General features: G+C 62.8%; 20 protein-coding genes. 11 read left to right on the plus strand and 9 right to left on the minus strand.

Features of this window, described 5'->3' with window-relative positions; translation table 11 throughout:
* Positions 1-4: 4 nt before the first annotated feature.
* From FFS37_RS06380 to FFS37_RS06395, 4 genes are all read left to right on the plus strand, one after another.
* A complete protein-coding gene (locus tag FFS37_RS06380; RefSeq protein WP_137930139.1) occupies positions 5-397 on the plus strand; it encodes an Mth938-like domain-containing protein in 393 nt (130 codons plus the stop codon).
* A 1-nt stretch (position 398) separates the two neighbouring features.
* On the plus strand, positions 399-1247 hold the full coding sequence (locus FFS37_RS06385; RefSeq protein WP_137930087.1) for a phytoene/squalene synthase family protein: 849 nt from the start codon (positions 399-401) through the stop codon (positions 1245-1247).
* Positions 1248-1326: 79 nt separating this feature from the next.
* Positions 1327-1761 (plus strand): hypothetical protein, encoded by a 435-nt coding sequence (locus FFS37_RS06390; protein ID WP_137930088.1) that lies wholly within the window; start codon positions 1327-1329, stop codon positions 1759-1761.
* Positions 1761-2711 carry a sterol desaturase family protein gene (locus FFS37_RS06395; RefSeq protein WP_171026187.1) on the plus strand — a complete coding sequence of 317 codons (951 nt, stop codon included), beginning with the start codon at positions 1761-1763 and terminating at the stop codon, positions 2709-2711. The genes FFS37_RS06390 and FFS37_RS06395 overlap by 1 nt, the downstream gene beginning before the upstream one ends.
* Before the next feature lie 83 nt (positions 2712-2794).
* Here the strand turns inward: FFS37_RS06395 and trmFO are convergent, their stop codons facing one another.
* The 3 genes from trmFO to FFS37_RS06410 all read right to left on the minus strand — a co-directional run bounded on the left by trmFO (position 2795) and on the right by FFS37_RS06410 (position 5109).
* Entirely contained in the window at positions 2795-4204 is a 1410-nt protein-coding gene (gene trmFO / locus FFS37_RS06400; RefSeq protein WP_137930090.1) for a methylenetetrahydrofolate--tRNA-(uracil(54)-C(5))-methyltransferase (FADH(2)-oxidizing) TrmFO, read from the minus strand.
* 574 nt (positions 4205-4778) lie between these two features.
* Positions 4779-4919, minus strand: a complete 141-nt coding sequence (locus FFS37_RS06405; RefSeq protein WP_019858543.1) for a DUF1127 domain-containing protein — start codon at positions 4917-4919, stop codon at positions 4779-4781.
* Positions 4920-4968: 49 nt separating this feature from the next.
* Positions 4969-5109 carry a DUF1127 domain-containing protein gene (locus FFS37_RS06410; protein ID WP_013531315.1) on the minus strand — a complete coding sequence of 47 codons (141 nt, stop codon included), beginning with the start codon at positions 5107-5109 and terminating at the stop codon, positions 4969-4971.
* A 235-nt stretch (positions 5110-5344) separates the two neighbouring features.
* On the opposite strand from FFS37_RS06410, the gene FFS37_RS06415 reads away from it, so the two are divergent.
* From FFS37_RS06415 to FFS37_RS06430, 4 genes are all read left to right on the plus strand, one after another.
* A complete protein-coding gene (locus tag FFS37_RS06415) occupies positions 5345-6463 on the plus strand; it encodes a DUF2157 domain-containing protein (protein WP_137930091.1) in 1119 nt (372 codons plus the stop codon).
* Entirely contained in the window at positions 6460-7044 is a 585-nt protein-coding gene (locus FFS37_RS06420; RefSeq protein ID WP_137930092.1) for a GDYXXLXY domain-containing protein, read from the plus strand. The genes FFS37_RS06415 and FFS37_RS06420 overlap by 4 nt, the downstream gene beginning before the upstream one ends.
* A 128-nt stretch (positions 7045-7172) precedes the next feature.
* The gene (gene ade / locus FFS37_RS06425) at positions 7173-8990 is read left to right on the plus strand and encodes an adenine deaminase (protein WP_137930093.1); all 1818 of its coding nucleotides are present in this window, start codon (positions 7173-7175) and stop codon (positions 8988-8990) included.
* Positions 8991-9040: 50 nt separating this feature from the next.
* Complete coding sequence (locus FFS37_RS06430; RefSeq protein ID WP_232375586.1) at positions 9041-9670, plus strand: TetR/AcrR family transcriptional regulator; 630 nt, start codon at positions 9041-9043, stop codon at positions 9668-9670.
* Here FFS37_RS06430 and FFS37_RS06435 read toward each other — a convergent pair.
* The 4 genes from FFS37_RS06435 to FFS37_RS06450 form a co-directional block, all read right to left on the minus strand.
* The gene (locus tag FFS37_RS06435) at positions 9664-10515 is read right to left on the minus strand and encodes an SDR family oxidoreductase (protein WP_137930095.1); all 852 of its coding nucleotides are present in this window, start codon (positions 10513-10515) and stop codon (positions 9664-9666) included. The two genes, FFS37_RS06430 and FFS37_RS06435, sit on opposite strands and share 7 nt — an antisense overlap.
* Positions 10512-11345: an SGNH/GDSL hydrolase family protein gene (locus FFS37_RS06440; protein WP_137930096.1), complete on the minus strand. Its 834-nt coding sequence runs from the start codon at positions 11343-11345 to the stop codon at positions 10512-10514. Before FFS37_RS06440 ends, FFS37_RS06435 begins: the two co-directional genes overlap by 4 nt.
* A 392-nt stretch (positions 11346-11737) precedes the next feature.
* Complete coding sequence (locus tag FFS37_RS06445) at positions 11738-12898, minus strand: alpha/beta hydrolase (RefSeq protein ID WP_137930097.1); 1161 nt, start codon at positions 12896-12898, stop codon at positions 11738-11740.
* Between the two features lie 140 nt (positions 12899-13038).
* Positions 13039-14112, minus strand: coding sequence for an alpha/beta hydrolase (locus FFS37_RS06450; RefSeq protein ID WP_137930098.1), 1074 nt, complete (start codon positions 14110-14112; stop codon positions 13039-13041).
* 396 nt (positions 14113-14508) lie between these two features.
* Between FFS37_RS06450 and ilvA the strand changes: the two genes are divergently transcribed.
* On the plus strand, positions 14509-15765 hold the full coding sequence (gene ilvA, locus FFS37_RS06455; protein WP_137930099.1) for a threonine ammonia-lyase IlvA: 1257 nt from the start codon (positions 14509-14511) through the stop codon (positions 15763-15765).
* The gene (locus tag FFS37_RS06460) at positions 15762-16316 is read left to right on the plus strand and encodes a DUF1697 domain-containing protein (protein WP_137930100.1); all 555 of its coding nucleotides are present in this window, start codon (positions 15762-15764) and stop codon (positions 16314-16316) included. Before ilvA ends, FFS37_RS06460 begins: the two co-directional genes overlap by 4 nt.
* A 4-nt stretch (positions 16317-16320) precedes the next feature.
* On the opposite strand, the gene FFS37_RS06465 is transcribed toward FFS37_RS06460, so the two are convergent.
* Both FFS37_RS06465 and FFS37_RS06470 read right to left on the minus strand, forming a co-directional pair.
* Entirely contained in the window at positions 16321-16614 is a 294-nt protein-coding gene (locus FFS37_RS06465) for a DUF2218 domain-containing protein (RefSeq protein WP_137930101.1), read from the minus strand.
* A gap of 134 nt (positions 16615-16748) precedes the next feature.
* On the minus strand, positions 16749-17189 hold the full coding sequence (locus FFS37_RS06470; RefSeq protein WP_137930102.1) for a VOC family protein: 441 nt from the start codon (positions 17187-17189) through the stop codon (positions 16749-16751).
* Between the two features lie 218 nt (positions 17190-17407).
* Here FFS37_RS06470 and FFS37_RS06475 point away from each other — a divergent pair, with 218 nt between their 5' ends.
* Positions 17408-18004, plus strand: coding sequence for a cold-shock protein (locus FFS37_RS06475; protein WP_137930140.1), 597 nt, complete (start codon positions 17408-17410; stop codon positions 18002-18004).
* The last annotated feature ends 16 nt before the right edge of the window (positions 18005-18020 follow it).

The following is an 18020-nucleotide window of genomic DNA, read 5'->3' on the forward strand; positions in this document are numbered from 1 at the left end:
AGTGGTGACCGGCAAAGGCATCGTCATTCGCGAGGCGCATTTTCCCGGCCGTGCGCCGATCGAGGCCTACGGCAACGGCGGGTTCCGCTTTGCGGACATGTCGCATCGCGGTTCGCTGCTCTGCCTGCCCTCCGGCATTCATGGCTGGGAGCCGGCGGATCCGCTTGATCTGACGGTGGCCGATTTCGACAAGCTGCTTGCCGAGGCCGACAAGGTCGAAATCCTGCTGGTCGGCATGGGCAGGGATTTGCGTCCGCTGCCGGCCGCGCTGCGGGCAGCCCTGAAAGAGGCCGGCATCGCGTCCGATCCGATGTCGACAGGTGCGGCGGTGCGGACCTACAACGTGCTGCTGGCGGAAGATCGCGCCGTAGCCGCGGCGCTTATCGCCGTCGACTGACATGTCCGGGAACAGCCAGATCGTCACGGAGACGGTGCGCGCCGCCGACCATGACCGCTATCTCACAGCGCTCTACGCGCCGGCCGACAAACGCGACGGCCTGTTTTCGCTCTACGCTTTCAATGCCGAGGTGGCGGGCGTTCGCGACCGCATCCATGAACCCTTGCCGGGCGAGGTGCGGCTGCAATGGTGGCGAGACGTGATTGCCGCCGGCGGCGAATCGGGGGCGGGCCATCCGATTGCGGAAAGCTTGAACATGACGATTTCGGCGTTCAAACTGCCGAAGCTGGCCTTCGAGAATATGCTCGAAGCCCGCATTTTCGACCTCTATGACGATCCCATGCCGTCGCGCACGGATCTGGAAGGCTATTGCGGCGAGACGGCAGCCGCGCTCATCCAGCTCACGGCCATGGTTCTCGATCCCGTCGAAGCGCCACGATTCGCCGAACTTTCCGGACGGGCTGGCTGCGCGCAGGCGATTACCGGCCTTTTGCTGCTGCTGCCGCTGCATCGCAGGCGAGGGCAATGTTTCATCCCGGCCGACCTGTTGGCGGCGGCGGGATCCTCGCCCGAAGAGTTCATCGCGAGCGGCGATAGCCCAGCTGCGCGGCGCGCTGTCGACGCGATGATCGCGCTGGCCCGGGAGCATCTTTCGGTTTTCGAGAAAGGCGCTTCGGCGTTGCCGGCCTCGTTGCGTCCGGCGTACCTGCCACTGGCTCTGTCGAGGGCCTATCTCGGCAAGATGGAAAGTGCGCGCTCTTCGCCGCTCGACGGCGTGACGCGGCTGTCGGCCTTGCGCCGGCATTGGTTGACGTTGCGTCGCGCCATGAGCGGCTGGCCAGCACTTTGACGTAAACGTCAATCATGTTAAGCATCCCCGACCGGAACTGTTGCCAAAGACAACAGGCTGGCCCGGAGGAGACCCGATCATGAGCTTGCCCGTGCTGGTTGCGATCGTCGTTTTTGGCATCGCCCTGTCGGTCGCGGCTGTCCATTTCACCGGCGGCAGCCGCAAGGCAAGGTTGGCCGACGCGCAGCAGGCGCGCGATCGTTTCGCGCAGGACTATCCGGACGAACGGGCGACGGCCGTCCGGCTTACATCGGATGGACAGAGCGCCTTCCTGGAATTCGGGAACGGGCGTCTGGGCGTCGTTCAGGCGATCGGAGATTGTTTCCTGACCCGCCTCGTCACCCCGGACGATGTGGTGGCGCTGGCCGCAGCCGACGCCAATGCGATCACCTTGCGGCTTGCCGACTTCACCTGGAAGGGCGGCCGCTTCACTTTCGCGGACGCTGCTGACGCCAAGTCCGTCCTGGATGTGCTTCAGCCTCGGTTGCCGAATTCCAACAGGAAGGCCGCGTGATGGACGAGTACAATTTCCCGCAAGTCACTCAGCTTGCGATCCCGTTCTTCGTCGTGGCGATCCTGATAGAACTCTGGCTGGTACGCACGGGACGCGCCAAGGGCTCGTTTGAGACGCGCGACACGCTGACCAGCCTGATGATGGGCACCGGCAATGTCGTGGCCGGGCTGCTGCTTGGCGTGGTGTCCTACTGGGCGCTGCTGTGGCTGTGGCAGTTCCGATTCTTCAATCTCGGCCTGTCGGTCTGGGTTTTCGTCGTCGCCTTCCTGCTCGACGACCTGCGCTACTATGTCTATCACCGCATCGCGCACCGGGTGCGCTGGGTGTGGGCGGAGCACGTCAACCATCACTCCAGCCAGCACTACAATCTGTCGACGGCGCTCCGGCAAAGCTGGACCGGGCTGTTTACCTTCATGTTCGTGCTGCAGGCGCCGCTGGTGCTGCTTGGCTTCCATCCGGCGGTGATTGCCTTCGTGTTCGGCTTCAACCTCGTCTGGCAGTTCTGGATCCACACCGAGGCCATCGGCAAGATGTGGGGCTGGTTCGAATTCATCTTCAACACGCCCTCGCACCATCGCGTCCACCACGCCACCAATCCGCGCTATCTCGACGCCAACTATGCCGGTACGCTGATCATCTGGGACCGCATGTTCGGCACCTTTGTCCCGGAACTGGAAGAAGACCAGCCGCGCTACGGCATCGTCAAGAATCTGGGCACTTTCAATCCGCTGAAAGTGGCCTTCCACGAGTGGATCGGCATGTTCAGGGACGCGTTCGCGCCGAGGCTGACATTGAGCGAGCGCCTGAACTACCTGATCAAGCCGCCGGGCTGGAGCCATGATGGCTCGCGCGAGACGTCGGAGACGCTGAAGGCGGCGTATGTGCGCCGCAACCCGAATGAGGCGGGCAAGCCAGGGCTACCGATGCTGGGTGCCGAGCCTGCGGAGTAACTATCGCCTCAGAATGGTTCGGTGAAATCGCCGTCGCGCATCAAATTTTTCCAGTCGCGACCGCCGCAGAAATCGAAGCCTCGCTATTCGGCAGCTTCCGCCTGCGCCGGCAATCCCAGCCATTCCCGGCAATCGCCCAGCGCACGCGAGGTGATTGCGTGCCGCTTGGCCACCGTCTTGTCCTTGCCACGCAGGCGCTTGCCTTCTGTCTTCGGCGGCTCGACCGGGGGAAACAGGCCGAAATTGACGTTCATCGGCTGGAAGGAGCGTTTGCCGGGCTCATCGTCCGAGACGATGTGGCCGCCGGTGATGTGGTTGAGGAGCGCGCCGAAGGCCGTCGTCAGCGGCGGAAGCGATGGCGCCTGGCCAAGCCGCTCGGCGGCCGCGAAGCGTCCTGCGAGCAGGCCGATGGCGGCGCTTTCGACGTAACCTTCGCAGCCGGTGATCTGGCCGGCAAAGCGCAGGCCGGGCCGCGACTTCAGCTGCAGCGAGCCGTCGAGCAGCGTCGGCGAATTGATATAGGTGTTTCTGTGGAGTCCGCCCAGCCGGGCGAAATCGGCGTTCTCAAGTCCCGGAATGGTCCGGAAGATGCGAACCTGTTCGGCATGCTTCAACTTGGTCTGAAAGCCGACCATGTTGTAGAGCGTGCCCAGCGCGTTGTCCTGCCGCAGCTGGACGACGGCATAGGCCTTGACGGTGGGATTGTGGGCGTTGGTCAGGCCCATCGGCTTCATCGGCCCGTAGCGCAGCGTCTCGACGCCGCGCTCGGCCATCACCTCGATCGGCAGGCAGCCGTCGAAATAGGGCGTGCCTTCCCATTGCTTGAATTCGGTCTTCTGGCCGTCGATCAGCGCCTGTACGAAAGCAAGGTACTGATCCTTGTCCATGGGGCAGTTGATGTAGTCCTTGCCGGTGCCGCCAGGCCCGACCTTGTCGTAGCGTGACTGGAACCAGCAGACATTCATGTCGATCGTGTCGAAATGGATGATCGGCGCGATGGCGTCGAAGAAAGCAAGCGCGTCGGCGCCGGTCGCTTCGGCGATCGACTGGGCGAGCGAAGGCGCGGTCAGCGGTCCCGTGGCGATGATTGCCTGGTCCCAGTCCGCCGGCGGCAGGCCCGGCACTTCCTCGCGCTGGATCGTGATCAGCGGGTGCGCTTCGAGTTTTCTCGTCACGGCGTCGGAGAAGCCATCCCGGTCGACGGCCAATGCGCCGCCCGCCGGCACCTGATTGGCGTCGCCGGCGCTCATGATCAGCGAGCCGGCCAGCCGCATTTCGGCATGCAGAAGACCAACGGCATTGTTCTGCGCGTCGTCGGAGCGGAACGAATTGGAACAGACCAGTTCGGCGAGGCCGTCGGTCTTGTGGGCGTCCGTCCCGCGAACGGGCCGCATTTCATGCAGGATGACGGGAACGCCGGCCTGCGCTGCCTGCCAGGCGGCTTCGGACCCGGCGAGACCGCCGCCGATGATATGGATAGGATTTTTGCTCATGAGCGCCGGAATAGTCGCTTGGCGAGGCGATTGCAATTGTCGCGCGGCGGCAAAGGGCAACGCTTTGGTGGTGGGAAAGCCTGCCCTGGAAACAACAACACCCGCCGGGGGAGGAGGTCCGGCGGGTGTCGTTTTTGGGGTCAGCCCTCGGGAGGAGGTGAAGGCCGACCGTATTCGTCATTGCCGGGGAGGAGGTCGGCTCCGACGAAATCTCTTTCGCGTTTTGAAAAGGGGCGAAACCCTTTGGAGCAAATTTGTTTTGCTCCGGGGAAACAGCGCCCGCCGCGGGAGGAGGTGCGGCGGGCGCCGTTTGGGTGGCCAACCCTCGGGAGGAGGTGAAGGTTGGGCCTATTCGTCGTCGCCGGGGAGGAGGTCGGCTCGGACGAAATTCTTTTCGCCTGGCAAAGAGGGGCGAAACCTCTGGTGCGAAACTCGTTCGCTCCGGGGAAACAACGCCCGCCGCGGGAGGAGGTGCGGCGGGCGCCGTTTGGGTGGTCAACCCTTGGGAGGAGGATAAGGGCTGACCGTGTTCGCCGGGTTCGGGGAGGAGGTCGATCCCAGCGAAATTCCTGGATTAGATCGCCCGGCGGGCGATAATCTTGATTTCGTCGCGGACGATACCGAGATCATGCAGCTGGCGGTTCGAAAGGCGACCCAGCTCGGTAACCGTCTCGCGATAAACGCGCCAGTTACGGTAGTTGCGGATCAGGTTCATTGTCGTACTCTTTTCAGAAACTGGTTCGGACCATTTGCGGTCCGAAGAATTAGACCGCCTTGCGAGCGACGTAGGGAATGTCGCTGCGGCTGATGCCGAGGTCGGTCAGTTCACGGTTGCTCAGGCGGCTCAGCTCGGAAACGGTGTCCCGGTAGCGGCGCCAGTTGCGGTAGTTGCGGATCAGGTTCATGGTAGTTCTCGTTCGTCTTTCTTGCGGATCATTCCGTTTGTGTACGAACCATAAATAGGGGGACCCATATCGATTTAAAAGCGCTATGGCTGCATGGCAGCAATGCAAATTGTGCAATGCAACATTAACGCGCCTTCACGGACCTGACACAAAGAAGCCAGAATCAGAAAGTGCCGTGACGTCAAAGGTTTGGCCGGGCCGGTTGAAAAACCGACCCAGCAGGGAGGGAAGGGGCATGGCTGGCTATTCGACAAAAGTCAGGTCTGACATAGCGCGGTGGCTGGAGAGCGGGCTGATCGACGCTTCGACGGCGGATGCGCTGCGGCGCGATGTCGAGGTCAACGAACGGCGGTCGCTCAGTTTCGGCTCGATCCTGGCGATGATGGCGGCCTTGCTGTTCGGCGCCGCCATCCTGATCTTCGTTGCCGCCAATTGGGAGGCGATCCCGCGGCTGGCGCGGGTCGCGGCACTCTTTGCCGTCATCCTGGCCGGTTATGTCGGAGGCGCCGTTCTGAAGACGCGCGACCATGCGGCGATCGGCGAAGCCTTGTGGATCGTGGCGGCTGCTGCCTTCGGCGGTTCGATCGCGCTGATCGGCCAGATGTATCATCTCTCGGGCGACGAGGCTTCGGCGCTGGTGACATGGGGCCTCGGCACGGCGTTGGCGGCGGTCTTGCTCAGATCAAACCCGCTGACCGTCGCTTCGGTGGGCATCGCCGATGCCTGGCTGTTCCTGAAAGGGTTCAACTATTTCTACCGCAGCGAAATCCCGCATGTCTTCATCGTCATGGCGGCAGTCCTGTTCGGCGTCTCGTTCTGGACCCGAAGCCAGGCGGCGCGGCACCTGATCATCCTGTCGCTGCTCTTCTACCTGGTGCTGCTGGCCATGAACCATGCAACGCTGCCGGTTGCGATCCCGCTGGTCATTGCTTCCGCCCTGCTTTTCGCGATTTCCGTCTTGGCGCCGGAACCTGTCGACAGGATCGTCCAGCTCGGCGGCCGCTTGCCCCTGCATGCACTACTCGGCTTCCTCACCGGCCTGGCCATCATCCAGTTCGAACTGGCCGACGAAAGCACCTACAACAGCGGCTTTACGATCGCCTCGGTCGTCGGGCTGGCCGGGATTGTCGCGGCCATCGTGTTCGCGGGACGTGACAGCCGGGGGTTGCGCTGGCTGGCCTATCTTGGTTTCGCCTTCGAACTCGCGATGATCTATGTGGTGACCTTGCAATCGATGCTCGATACGGCCGGCTTCTTCCTTGCCGCCGCCGTACTGCTCGGCATCCTTGCGATCCTCATCATCCGCGTCGAAAAGCGCATGACAGGGCCGACCTCTAGAGGAGCGACCGCATGATGAGTGGGAAGAGACTTGTCATTTCCGCGCTGGTGCTGGCGCTCGTCCAGATCGGGTTCCTGAGCTGGATCATTGCCGGGCGGGCGGCAATCCTGCGCAGCGGCAAGGAAGTCCTGTTGAAGATCGAGCCTGTCGATCCGCGCGACCTGCTGCGCGGCGATTATATCGTGCTCGGCTATGACATTTCGCGCATACCGGTGAAGATGATCGCCAACATCCCGGCCGGCAAATCCTCCAGCGAAGACACCTCGATCGTTGTCCGGCTGAAGAAGGGCGCCGATGGTTACTGGGTCCCGACCACGGCCTGGTTCGGCAAGGCGCCGTCGCCGGCCGCTGCCGACGAGGCCGACATAGCGGGCCGCGTCGCGGCGGGTTGGGATCTTGGCGAGGAAGGAGCGACGATCGCCCCGGACTATGGCATCGAGCGCTTTTATCTGCCGGAGGGCGAGGGCATGGCGATCCAGAACGACATGCGGGTGCGCCCCTTCGGCATCAAGCTTGCGCTTTCGGCCGACGGCACCGCCCAGATTAAGGCGCTGGTGGACGGCGACAGGACGCTGTTCGAGGAACCGCTTTACTAACAGCATTCGATATGCAGCCCGCCGTGAGGTCAGGCCGTCGGCGGTTTGCGGATGCCCGTCCTTGCGCTTTTTCGGTGCTGGTCAAAACAAGCCCGGCTTGGCACAGTCGCGCAAACAGGAGTCTCTTCATGGCAAAGAAGCCGTCGGCGCGTGCGACCAAACCCAGGCCCTGGACGGAGGTGGCGACGCATCTGGTCGATGTCGCCATGGGCCGCAAGCCCGCCGATCTGGTCATCCGCAACGGCCGCTGGGTGAACGTTCATTCTGGAGAGATCATCCCCGGCTCCGACATCGCCATAGCGCGCGGACGTTTCGCTTACTGCGGGCCTGATGCCAGCCATGCGATTGGTTCGGGAACCAAGGTGGTCGATGCCGGCGGACGCTACCTGGTGCCCGGCCTCTGCGACGCGCATATGCATGTCGAGAGCGGCATGGTGACGGTGACGGAGTTCTGCCGCGCCGTCATCCCGCACGGCACGACATCGATGTTCATCGATCCACATGAGATCGCCAATGTGCTGGGCCTGCCCGGCGTCCGCCTGATGCATGATGAAGCGGTGGCGATGCCCATCAACGTGCATGTGCAGATGCCGTCCTGCGTGCCTTCCGCACCCGGGCTCGAACATGCCGGCGCCGAACTGACGGTCGCCGATGTCGCCGAGGCCATGAGTTGGGAAAACATTATCGGGCTCGGCGAGGTGATGAACTTTCCAGGTGTCGCCGCCAACGATCCTGTGATGTCGGGCGAAATCGCCGCGACGGTCAAGGCGGGCAAGACGGTCGGTGGCCATTACGCTTCGCGCGATCTCGGCCTGCCGTTCCACGGCTATGTCGCCGGCGGGCCCGAGGACGATCACGAAGGCACGCGCGCCGAGGATGCGGTCGCCCGTGTGCGCCAGGGCATGAAGGCCATGCTGCGGCTGGGCTCGGCCTGGTACGATGTTGCCTCACAGATCAAGGCGGTGACGGAAGGCGGCATCGATTCACGCAATTTCATCCTGTGCACCGACGACAGCCATTCCGGCACGCTTGTCCACGAGGGCCACATGGATCGCGTGGTCCGCCATGCCATCAGCCAAGGGCTGAAGCCGGTGACGGCGATCCAGATGGCGACGATCAACACCGCGCAGCATTTCAGGCTGGAGCGCGAGATCGGCTCGATCGCGCCTGGACGGCTTGGCGACCTGCTGATCGTTTCCGATCTCGCCGCGATGACCATCGATGAGGTTTATGCGCGCGGTGTGAAGGTGGCCGAACGCGGCAAGCTCGAGATCGACATCCCGGCATACGACTACCCCGAAACGGCGAAGAACACCGTCAAGCTCGGCAAGACCTTGAAGGCCGGCGATTTCGACGTCACGGCCCCCAAGGGCGCTAACGAAGTGCGGGTGCGGGTGATCGGCGTCATCGAGAACCAGGCGCCGACACGAGCCCTGGAAGCCGATCTCCCCGTCGAGAACGGTCTGGTCGCCATGGATCGCCGCAATGATATCTGCCAGATCGCGCTGGTCGAGCGGCACCGGGGCACCGGCGGCGTCACCAATGCCTTCGTCTCGGGCTTCGGCTATATGGAAGACTGCGCGATGGCGTCGAGTGTGGCGCATGACGCCCACCACATCATCTGCGTGGGCACCAACAAGCAGGACATGGCTCTGGCGGTCAACCGGCTGGGCGAGGTCGGCGGCGGTGTCGTGCTCTATTCCAAGGGCAAGGAATTGGCGCTGGTCGAAATGCCGATCGCCGGGCTGATGTCGGACGAGCGCGCCGAGATTGTCGCCGCCAAGGCCGAGCAACTCACCGAGGCGATGCGCAAGATGGGCTGTTCGCTGAACAACGCCTACATGCAGCACTCGCTGCTGGCGCTGGTGGTCATCCCCGAACTCAGGATTTCCGATGTCGGGCTGATCGACGTAACGACGTTCCAGAAGGTCGATCTTTTCGTCTAGTCGGTATACGGATGATGTTGGCCTGCGAACCACATCCGGGGAGGCAGAGCATGACCACGGCCAGAAGAACCTTTGCGCGGCGCGAGCCGACGCAGCAACGCTCGCGGCAGACCGTGGACTGCGTGCTTGAGGCGGTCCAACTCGTGGTGAAGCGCCACGGAACCCAGGCCATCACCACAAATCGCATCGCGGAAGTGGCCGGCGTCAGCATCGGGTCAGTCTATCAGTACTTCCCCGACAAGCGCGCAATCTTTACCGCCCTTCATGACCGGCACGTCGACGACGTGCGGCAGGTCATCGGGCAGGCGACGGCTGCCTACGCCTCCGCGCCGCTGCAGGAATTCACGCGCGAACTCGTCCAAGGTCTCGTGAATGTGCACGTGGATGCTGCGGAACTGCACGAGATTGTTTCGTCCGCCGTTCCGGAGGGCGTTCTTGGTTTCAAGAACGCGCTGCATCACACTTTTGAGCGAGTGCTGTCACGCGCCGACCAGCAGCGATACAGCCTCGACGAGACGGAGCGAATGCTTTTTGTCCTTCCACGCATGGTGGAATCCCTCGTGCATGGAGCGGTCCATCAGGTGCGCACCCTGTCGCGTGATGTCATCAGGAGCGAGGCGATCCGTACGGTACAGGTCTACGTGAATTCTTTTCAGGGCACTGCACAGAAACACTACTGAAACGACGCGGCGTTCTCGGCGGCCCACTGAGCGAACGGGATCGGTTCACGCCCGGTTACCCGTTGTACACCGTCCGTCACGGTGTCAAGCCGGCCCTCGCGCACCGCGCGCCAGATGCCCACAAGGGCATCGACATAGGGGCCTTCCCCAGCCCATTCGATCGTGTCGGTGTACGCCTGCCGGTCGGATATTTGCTCGAAGCCGACGGGCTTGCCGATGGCTCTGCCTATCGTGGCCGCCATCTCCCCATAGGACAGCGCCTCAGGGCCGGTGATCACCAGCGCCTGGCCGTCGTGGTCGCGGCTGGTCAGGGCGGTCACGGCGACGGCAGCGATGTCGTCTGGATGGATGAATGCGATCTTGCCCGAACCCGTGGACGAGCGCAGCAGGCCCGCGTGGCGGATGGATTGCGACCAACCGAGCGCGTTCGACATGAAGCCGGCGGCCTGAATGAACGTGAACGCCATCCCGCTTCCGCGAATGGCATCCTCGCCGCGTGCGTGCCACGGACCGGTGCCGATCCCGTTCCGCACGTCCAAGGTAGAGAGCTTGACGACGTGTCGTACGCCTGCGTGGCGGGCAGCGAAGGAGACGGCACGATCTCGCTGCTCAAGATCCGGTCCATCAGTCAGGAGGAATATACTGTCGACCCCGGCAAGCGTGGCGGTTAGCGAGGAGCCTGGCTTGTCGAAATCTCCGGCATGGATATCGACGTGGTCGCCGAAAAGAGCTCTGGCCTTGTTCGCGCTGCGCACGAAAACGGATGGGCGTGCGCCAGATTCAACGAGGCGCCGGGTTACCCGAGAGCCGATGTTTCCCGTAGCGCCGACGATGAGATGTTTCATTGGATATTGCTCCAGCCTCGGATCACTTCGAGTGCCATTCGCTTCTGGCCCGTCAGAGTGAAATGCAGACCGTCGTCCATGAGCAGGTCGGAATGAGGGGGGCTGCCCAGCGTCGAGAAGGCGTCGATAACCGGCCCGTCGCGCTGGCGGATGATATTGGCTACCCGTGCCAGGTCTTCGTTCCGGAACCGAACCCCGAACCGGGCCAGGCCCCAGTGGGCCGCCACCTGCGCTTCATTGACCGCAGGCGGGGCAATCCAAACGCACTTCGCGGTGGTCTCTCCGGAAACGCGTTCCCGCAACTCGGCAATGTTGCGCGCGGTCTCCTCATGATGGACGAGCGTCTTCGTGGGGCGCGGTCCCTGCGTGCGTGCGTCATTCGTGCCGAAGAGGAAGAGTATCCAGTCGGGCCGCGAACTGATGACATTCGCGATCCTCACGAGGCCGTGCGTGGTCGTCTCGCCCGCGACCGCGCTGATGGTCAACGAAATCCCGTCGGGACCGCGGCGCCTCGCCAGCATTTCCCCGAGGATTACCGCCCAGGATTGGGGATCGGACGTCAAGCTGTCGCCGAACGCCACTATATTGGCCCCTTTCCGCAGGGGAAGGCGATCGACCATCGACGCCACGGCTGGGTCTGCAAGCAACGCGACGGCTGCTTCCGAGGCCTCGTTTTTCATGCGGCCGAGTTCGGTCGTGTAGATATCAACCGGCAGGCCGAGGAGCCCGGCATGAACTTCCGGGCTTAGGCCGGCGCCTTGGGGAAGGGAGGCCAAGGTCCCCTCGGGCTGAATGACCTTCAAAAGCCAGCGCACTTGCTCGTCCGACATGGGTTGCACCTCGCAGTTGGATCCGTTTTGCAGAACCCGAAAAAGGTAGTCGCCGCCCGGGGGCGTCGCTACTCGCGTTTGCCGCTTCATTAAGTTGTTGTAATTTCTTTGAAATCTTTCTGACGCCCAGACCCCTCGTCAGGTTCAAGGACCGTCTGGGAAGGCCTTTCGCGTCCGGCACCGAGGGTCCTCCATCCCGGCGGATGAAGGAAGGGGTTGCGTCCAAAGCCGCCATTCGATTTTGCAAGGAATCGAGCCAGCGAGGTTCCTGCAAAGCGAATATTTTCCGAGCGTTTCATTCGCCCAGAAACAAAGCCATTCAGGATACTTCACAGGAAACCAGGTTACGCTCCGTTCCGGTTCTCGGAAGCGGCTCTTGAACGCGTTGATGCTCAGCCGCCGGTGGCGATGGTCAGCACCTTGAACGGCGTCGTGATGATGACTTCGGCGGCCGAGCCGACGGCTTGCCCGAGGCCTTGGCCGATGTTGTTGAGCTGTGCTGGGTCCTCGTCGGCCGCGAGGCCCGCCGGCGTGCGCAGCCTGTCGCCGAGCAATTGCACCAGGAACGGGTTGTCGGCGAATTTGGCGTGGTTGAGGCCTCCGTCGCCGCCCTTGGTCTTGGTCAGGTCGACCACGGAAACGCCATAGCTGGCGAGGTCGGCGGCGTTGCCGTAATCGCCGACGCGCGGCTTGTCGCCTGATATAAGCGAAGACAATTTGAGCGCGCGGTCATCGCCTGAAAGCAGCACGGCGAAAGGCTTGTCGGGCTTGCCGTAACGGATCATCTGTTTCTTGAAGACATCGACGTCGATGTCAGGCGAGGCGAGGATGACGTAACCCAGCTTGCCGCCAAGGTCGCGATCGCCGGTGATGGCGAGTTGGCGCAGCGCCTCCATCGTCAGCCAGGTTCCCATCGAATGGGCGATGATGTCGATGCTCTTGACCCGCGTCTTGGCGAGCATCCTGAGCGTTGCCTCGAGGTCGTCGCGAGCGGCGGTCGAGCTGTCCTTGTCGTAGATGTAGCCCGTCGTCTTGGCGCTCGATGCCCAGGAGAACAGAACCGGCGTGCCCGGATAGTTGGTGTCGTGGGCGATCTGCGTCAGCCGGTAGATGCCGTCGTCGAAACCATTGTTGAAGCCATGCACGAAAACCAGCGCGCGGTCGCCTCGCATGGCGATATCGGCGCCGACCGCCTTGGCGAATTGCGGCGCGCCTTCGTAATAGGCGACGTCCTTGGCCGTGAAATCCTTGGCCGGGTTGCTGTCGCCGGAACGCCTGGGGCGCTCGATGTTGCCGACCTGGTGGCTCTTCGGAACAGTGACATCGACCCGCGCGTAGCTGGTGGTCAGCGAGCGGTCGCCGTCGAATACCTGCCGCGGGTCTTTCGTCGCCTTCTGCCGGGTGGTGGCGACATAGATCTCGTGCGTGGCCGCGATGTCGGATGCCGGGACGGCGACCGTGGTCTTGTTGAGCAGATCGTGCCTGTTTGCGGCGCAGCCGGCGGCCAGCGACGCGACGGCAATGACGACGACACTCTTCAAACGCACGGTCACACGGCGGCTCCCGTCAAGGGGGACGTCAAACGCATGACGTCGCTCGGTATTCCGATAAAGGCAGAGGCCGGCGCGGTCCAGTTGAAAGTGGCCAACGCCTCGGCAATGGTGACCAGGCACGGTGCCCCGTGGCGCGGCATCTACTGTCCAAGCAGCCTGATGCGGTCGGTCACGTCGCGGTCGCTGGCAAAGCCGTCATCCTCGCGCAGCCGCTGGCCAATCATCCTCACCATCATCGGGTTGTCGGCGAATTTGGTGTGGTTGAAGCTGTCGCTGCCCTTCATCTTGGACAGGTCTATGACCGTCACGCCATAGGACGCGAGGTCAGCCGCATCCCTGTAATCGCCGACGCGGGGCCGGGAGCCTGCGATCAGGCCGGAAAGCCTGAGCGCCCGATCGTCATCCGAGAGCAGCAGGATGAACGGCTTGTCAGGTTTGCCGTAGCGGCGCATCTGGCTCTTGAAGACATCGACGTCGATGTCGGGCGATGCCAGAACCACGTCGCCGAGCTTGCCGCCGAGATCGCGGTCGCCGGTGATGGCGAGCTGGCGCAGCGTCTCCATCGTCACCCAGGTTCCCATCGAGTGGGCGACGATGTCGATGCGCCTGGCGCCTGTCTGCGCAAGCATCCTGAGCGTCACCTCCAGCTGGTCGCGGGCGGCTGCAGCACTTTCCTTGTCATAGACGTAGTCCGTCGTCTTCGCGCCCGAGGCCCAGGAGAACAGGACCGGCGTCCCTGGATAGCCGGAATCATGGACGATCTGGGTCAGGCGGTAGACAGCGTCGTCGAAGCCGGTGTTGTAGCCGTGCACGAAAACCATGACGCGGCCGCCGCGCGCCGCGATGTCGGTGCTGAGCGCGCTGGCGAATTTCGGCTGGGTGTCGTACCCGACGACTTCCGACGCCATGAAATACTTCGTTGGATCGTCCGACTTGCCGCGCGAGCGCCGTTCGATCTGGCCCGTCTTGTGGCTGCCGGGAACGGTGACGTTGACGCGTGCGTAGTTGAGCGTCGCGGAGCGCTCTCCGTCGAAGACCTTGTTGGGATCGCTGGAAGCCTTGCGCGTCGTGGCAATGAAGATCGAATGGTTGCCGGCGATTTCCGTCACCGGCACGGCCATGACCGCACTGCCGAGCAGTTCCTCGGTTTTACGGCCGCCGCAGCCTGCCACCAGCAAGGCAAGCGCAAGAATGCAAACTGTCTTCAAATGCACGTCGAAATTCCACCTATGCCCAAAAGGGCCATCCCACCCTCCGTGATATCTCCCCAGCAGGCCAAGTGCGGCGGAAGTAAGTCGCGTCCAGCCTAAATGTGATATGCGTCAGGCTGCTGGCGCCGCACTGTTGCGCGAAAGCCAAAACAGGCGCGCAGCAGTAGGGTTGTCGGGGAATGCGGGTATCCAGGATTCTGGCCGGATGCCGTGTACACCGCCTTCGATACGTCCCACGCGTCACTGCAACGGATATGAGAAAACTGATCCAACCGGTTGCAGAAACAGCAGGAATTCAACTCGGTCGATGCCGAGCTTCTCGAACAATGGTTTTGCCGGGCCGGATATGCAATAGGGTGTATCCAACTCGCCTGCGGGCGGTCCGGGATGAACCTTGCCATGACCAGTTTTTCCTCGCGCGTCGCCACCGCTGCTGCCGCGATCCGCCGGATTTTTCCGGAAACGCCGCTGCAGGAAAACGACTATCTATCGAAGAAGACCGGCGCCCGGGTGCTGCTGAAGCGCGAGGATCTCAGTCCGGTGCGCTCCTACAAGATCCGGGGGGCTTTCAATTTCTTCCGCAAGGCGCTTGCCGAGGGCAACCAGGCCGAGATGTTCGTTTGCGCGTCCGCCGGCAACCATGCACAGGGCTTTGCCTTCGTCTGCCGTCATTTCGGCAGGAAAGGCGTGGTGTTCATGCCGGTGACCACGCCGCAGCAGAAGATCGACAAGACCCGGCTGTTCGGCGGCGAGTTCGTCGAGATCAGGCTGGTCGGCGATTTTTTCGACGATTGCTACCGTGCCGCCTTCGAATTCACCGAAAGCTCCGGCGCCCATATGGTGCCTCCTTTCGATCACAAGGACATCATCGAGGGCCAGGCGACCGTCGCCTATGAGATCGCGGACCAGATGCCTGGCGCGCGCACGCCCGACATCGTCATGCTGCCGGTCGGTGGCGGCGGCCTGGCCGCCGGAGTGACGCACTATTTCGCCGACCAGGGGAGGCAAGCACGTTTTGTCTTTTGCGAGCCGGCCGGGGCGCCGAGCCTGCATGACAGTCTGGCTGCGGGAAAACGGCTGAAGCTTGCCAAGGTCGACAACTTCGTCGACGGCGCGGCGGTGGCCGAGATCGGCCGCGAACCCTTGCGGTACCTCAAGGAGTTCGCCGCCGACACGGTGCGGCTGATTCCGGAAAACCGGCTCTGCGCGACGATGATCGAGATGCTCAATGTCGAAGGCGTCGTGCTCGAGCCGGCCGGTGCGCTGGCGATCGATGCGCTGAAGGATTTTTCCAGGAAGGAGATCCGGGGCAAGACCATTGTCTGCGTGGTTTCAGGCGGCAATTTCGATTTCGAGCGGCTGCCCGATGTCAAGGAACGGGCGCTGCGTTTCGAGGGCCTGAAGAAGTACTTCATCATCCGCTTCCCGCAGCGGCCGGGCGCTTTGCGCGACTTCCTCGAAATGCTGGGCCCGGACGACGACATCGCCCGCTTCGAGTATCTGAAGAAGTCGGCGCGCAATTTCGGTTCGGTCCTGATCGGCATCGAAACCAAGGACCGTCGCAACTTCGACCTGCTGAAAGCCAACTTCGAGGCCGAGGGTGTCCAGTATCAGGACATCACCGAGAACGAGACATTGGCAGGGTTCATCATATGAGCGGGAAAATCTTCATCGCCCTGTTTTCGGGCATCAATGTCGGCGGCAACCGCATCGTCAAGATGGCGGAACTGCGGTCGTTCTTCGAGGAACTCGGCTTTTCCGACGTCGCCACCTATGTGCAGAGCGGCAACGCCGTCTTCCGCGCCGGCAAGGGCGACGCGGCCGCGCTGACCAAACAGATCGAAGCGGCCTTCGAGAAGAAATGGGGTTTTCATTCGCGCATCATGGTGCGCGATGCCGACTGGTTCGAGCGGTTGGTGCGCGAGAATCCCTATCCGGAAATGGCATCCGACCACACCAAGCTCCATGCTTACGCCCTGGAGCGGGAGCCAACCGCCGATGAGGTGGCGCGGCTGACCGAAAAATGCACCGGCCCCGAGCGCTTCGAGGTCAAGGGCGACGTGCTCTATCTCAGCGCGCCGGACGGGCTTGGCAAATCCGTGTTCGCCAACCTCATCCCGCGCGTTCTGAAGGTACCGGGCACCGCTCGCAACTGGCGCTCGGTGCTGGCGCTGGTGGAGATGGCCGGTAAGGCAGGCAAGACCTGATCGGTTAGGCCGCCGTCGCAGGCTTCCAGTCGAAGCTCAGTTCTTCGCGGAAGGCGAAGCGCTTGATGTGATCGGCGACGACGCTTTCGAGGCGTTCGAGCGATCCCGCTTCGTCTGTCGACACCGTGATGTGCAGCGCGCTTGCGTCGGCGTCCATGACGGTACGGCCGAGCGACAGGTCGATGGCACCATGATGCGGATCGAACTCGACCGGAAATTTATGCGCCCAATGCTTGCACAATTGCTGGAGGTAGCGGCTGGCGTGTTCGGTGGCGACGTCGGCATGGCTGGATGGCATGAATGAATTCTCCGTAGGGCATGCGCCCATTTGCATGACAATGCACCGACGCGAACGCCGGCGCGACAGCGCACAGATAGGCGTTGTTCCGGCGAACGCCAAAAGCAGCGCGGCGGCAGCCGCGCGTCGCAGCTTTACCAGCTTCCGGTGTTGGCCATCGAAGCCCAGGGCTCGGCCTTGGCCTTTGCCGGGCCTTTCTGGAGGAGTTCGATGGAGATGCCGTCAGGCGACCTGATGAAGGCCATGTTTCCGTCGCGCGGCGGCCGGTTGATGACGACGCCATTATCCATCAGGTGCTGGCAGGTGGCGTAGATGTCGTCGACCTCGTAGGCGAGGTGGCCGAAATTGCGCCCGCCCTTGTAGTCCTCCGGATCCCAATTGTAGGTCAATTCGACAAGCGGCGCCTTGTCGGCGATGCCGCTCTGTTCGTCCTCGGAGGCGGCCAGGAAGATCAGCGTGAAGCGACCTTGCTCGCTTTCATGCCGGCGCACTTCCTTCAGCCCGAGCTTGTTGCAGTAAAAATCGAGTGAGACATCGACGTCGGCGACGCGAACCATGGTGTGCAGATAGCGCATGGGATTTTCCTCGGCGTGTTGGGGTTGGGCGCACCATAGGGTCGGCCCGGCCAAAGGGCAATCGTGCGGCGGCAAGCAATGCCGGCAAAGAACAAATCCGGTATTCCCCCAATGAACCGTGAAAAAAGGCACGGCAGGTCTTGCACACACCGGAAGCCGCGGTGTTAATCTGGTGTCAAGAATCAGTTGCGGTGTTCTTGAAAAAAGGGGGCATTCTTATGGGGGAAAAGGCCTCTTTGACGGGGCGGGCCGGAACCCTTGGCGACGCCTTGAAACGCGACGACAGCGGCGATACCGCCGACCTGACCGAAATTGCCGGCGCCATCAAGTGGTTCGATGTGGCAAAGGGCTACGGGTTCATCCTGCCCGATGACGGTGTCTCGGGCGATATCCTCCTCCATGTGACATGCCTTCGGCGCGACGGTTTCCAGACAGCCCTGGAAGGGGCGCGCGTGGTCTGCCTCGTCAAGCACGGAGATCGCGGCCTGCAGGCCTTCCGTGTGCTCTCGATGGATGTCACCACGGCGGTCCATCCCGCTGAAATGCAGGAGCAGCGCACCCATGTCGCGGTGACCGCGGAGAGCGGGCTCGAGCGCGCTTTGGTCAAGTGGTTCAATCGCACCAAGGGTTTCGGTTTCCTGACGCGCGGCGAGGGGACCGAGGACATTTTCGTCCACATGGAGACCTTGCGCCGCTACGGCATAACCGAGCTCCGGCCGGGGCAGGTCGTGCTCGTCCGTTTCGGACGCGGTGACAAAGGCCTTATGGCCGCCGAAATTCACCCCGATATGGGCACCTTGCCGGTTTCGCACTAGGGCGACCCGGCCGAGG

This window comes from Mesorhizobium comanense (genome assembly GCF_005503535.1).
Classification (GTDB): Bacteria; Pseudomonadota; Alphaproteobacteria; order Rhizobiales; family Rhizobiaceae; genus Mesorhizobium; species Mesorhizobium comanense.

What these genes read in the sequence shown, in the direction of transcription:
- ade (WP_137930093.1), top strand. Translation starts at nt 7,173, where the DNA reads ATGGCAAAGAAGCCGTCGGCGCGTGCGACCAAACCCAGGCCCTGGACG.
- FFS37_RS06465 (WP_137930101.1), bottom strand. Translation starts at nt 16,614, where the DNA reads ATGCCATCCAGCCATGCCGACGTCGCCACCGAACACGCCAGCCGCTAC.
- FFS37_RS06395 (WP_171026187.1), top strand. Translation starts at nt 1,761, where the DNA reads ATGGACGAGTACAATTTCCCGCAAGTCACTCAGCTTGCGATCCCGTTC.
- FFS37_RS06415 (WP_137930091.1), top strand. Translation starts at nt 5,345, where the DNA reads ATGGCTGGCTATTCGACAAAAGTCAGGTCTGACATAGCGCGGTGGCTG.
- FFS37_RS06460 (WP_137930100.1), top strand. Translation starts at nt 15,762, where the DNA reads ATGAGCGGGAAAATCTTCATCGCCCTGTTTTCGGGCATCAATGTCGGC.
- ilvA (WP_137930099.1), top strand. Translation starts at nt 14,509, where the DNA reads ATGACCAGTTTTTCCTCGCGCGTCGCCACCGCTGCTGCCGCGATCCGC.
- FFS37_RS06475 (WP_137930140.1), top strand. Translation starts at nt 17,408, where the DNA reads ATGGGGGAAAAGGCCTCTTTGACGGGGCGGGCCGGAACCCTTGGCGAC.
- FFS37_RS06390 (WP_137930088.1), top strand. Translation starts at nt 1,327, where the DNA reads ATGAGCTTGCCCGTGCTGGTTGCGATCGTCGTTTTTGGCATCGCCCTG.
- FFS37_RS06430 (WP_232375586.1), top strand. Translation starts at nt 9,041, where the DNA reads ATGACCACGGCCAGAAGAACCTTTGCGCGGCGCGAGCCGACGCAGCAA.
- trmFO (WP_137930090.1), bottom strand. Translation starts at nt 4,204, where the DNA reads ATGAGCAAAAATCCTATCCATATCATCGGCGGCGGTCTCGCCGGGTCC.
- FFS37_RS06440 (WP_137930096.1), bottom strand. Translation starts at nt 11,345, where the DNA reads ATGTCGGACGAGCAAGTGCGCTGGCTTTTGAAGGTCATTCAGCCCGAG.
- FFS37_RS06420 (WP_137930092.1), top strand. Translation starts at nt 6,460, where the DNA reads ATGATGAGTGGGAAGAGACTTGTCATTTCCGCGCTGGTGCTGGCGCTC.
- FFS37_RS06435 (WP_137930095.1), bottom strand. Translation starts at nt 10,515, where the DNA reads ATGAAACATCTCATCGTCGGCGCTACGGGAAACATCGGCTCTCGGGTA.
- FFS37_RS06385 (WP_137930087.1), top strand. Translation starts at nt 399, where the DNA reads ATGTCCGGGAACAGCCAGATCGTCACGGAGACGGTGCGCGCCGCCGAC.
- FFS37_RS06470 (WP_137930102.1), bottom strand. Translation starts at nt 17,189, where the DNA reads ATGCGCTATCTGCACACCATGGTTCGCGTCGCCGACGTCGATGTCTCA.
- FFS37_RS06410 (WP_013531315.1), bottom strand. Translation starts at nt 5,109, where the DNA reads ATGAACCTGATCCGCAACTACCGCAACTGGCGCCGCTACCGGGACACC.
- FFS37_RS06405 (WP_019858543.1), bottom strand. Translation starts at nt 4,919, where the DNA reads ATGAACCTGATCCGCAACTACCGTAACTGGCGCGTTTATCGCGAGACG.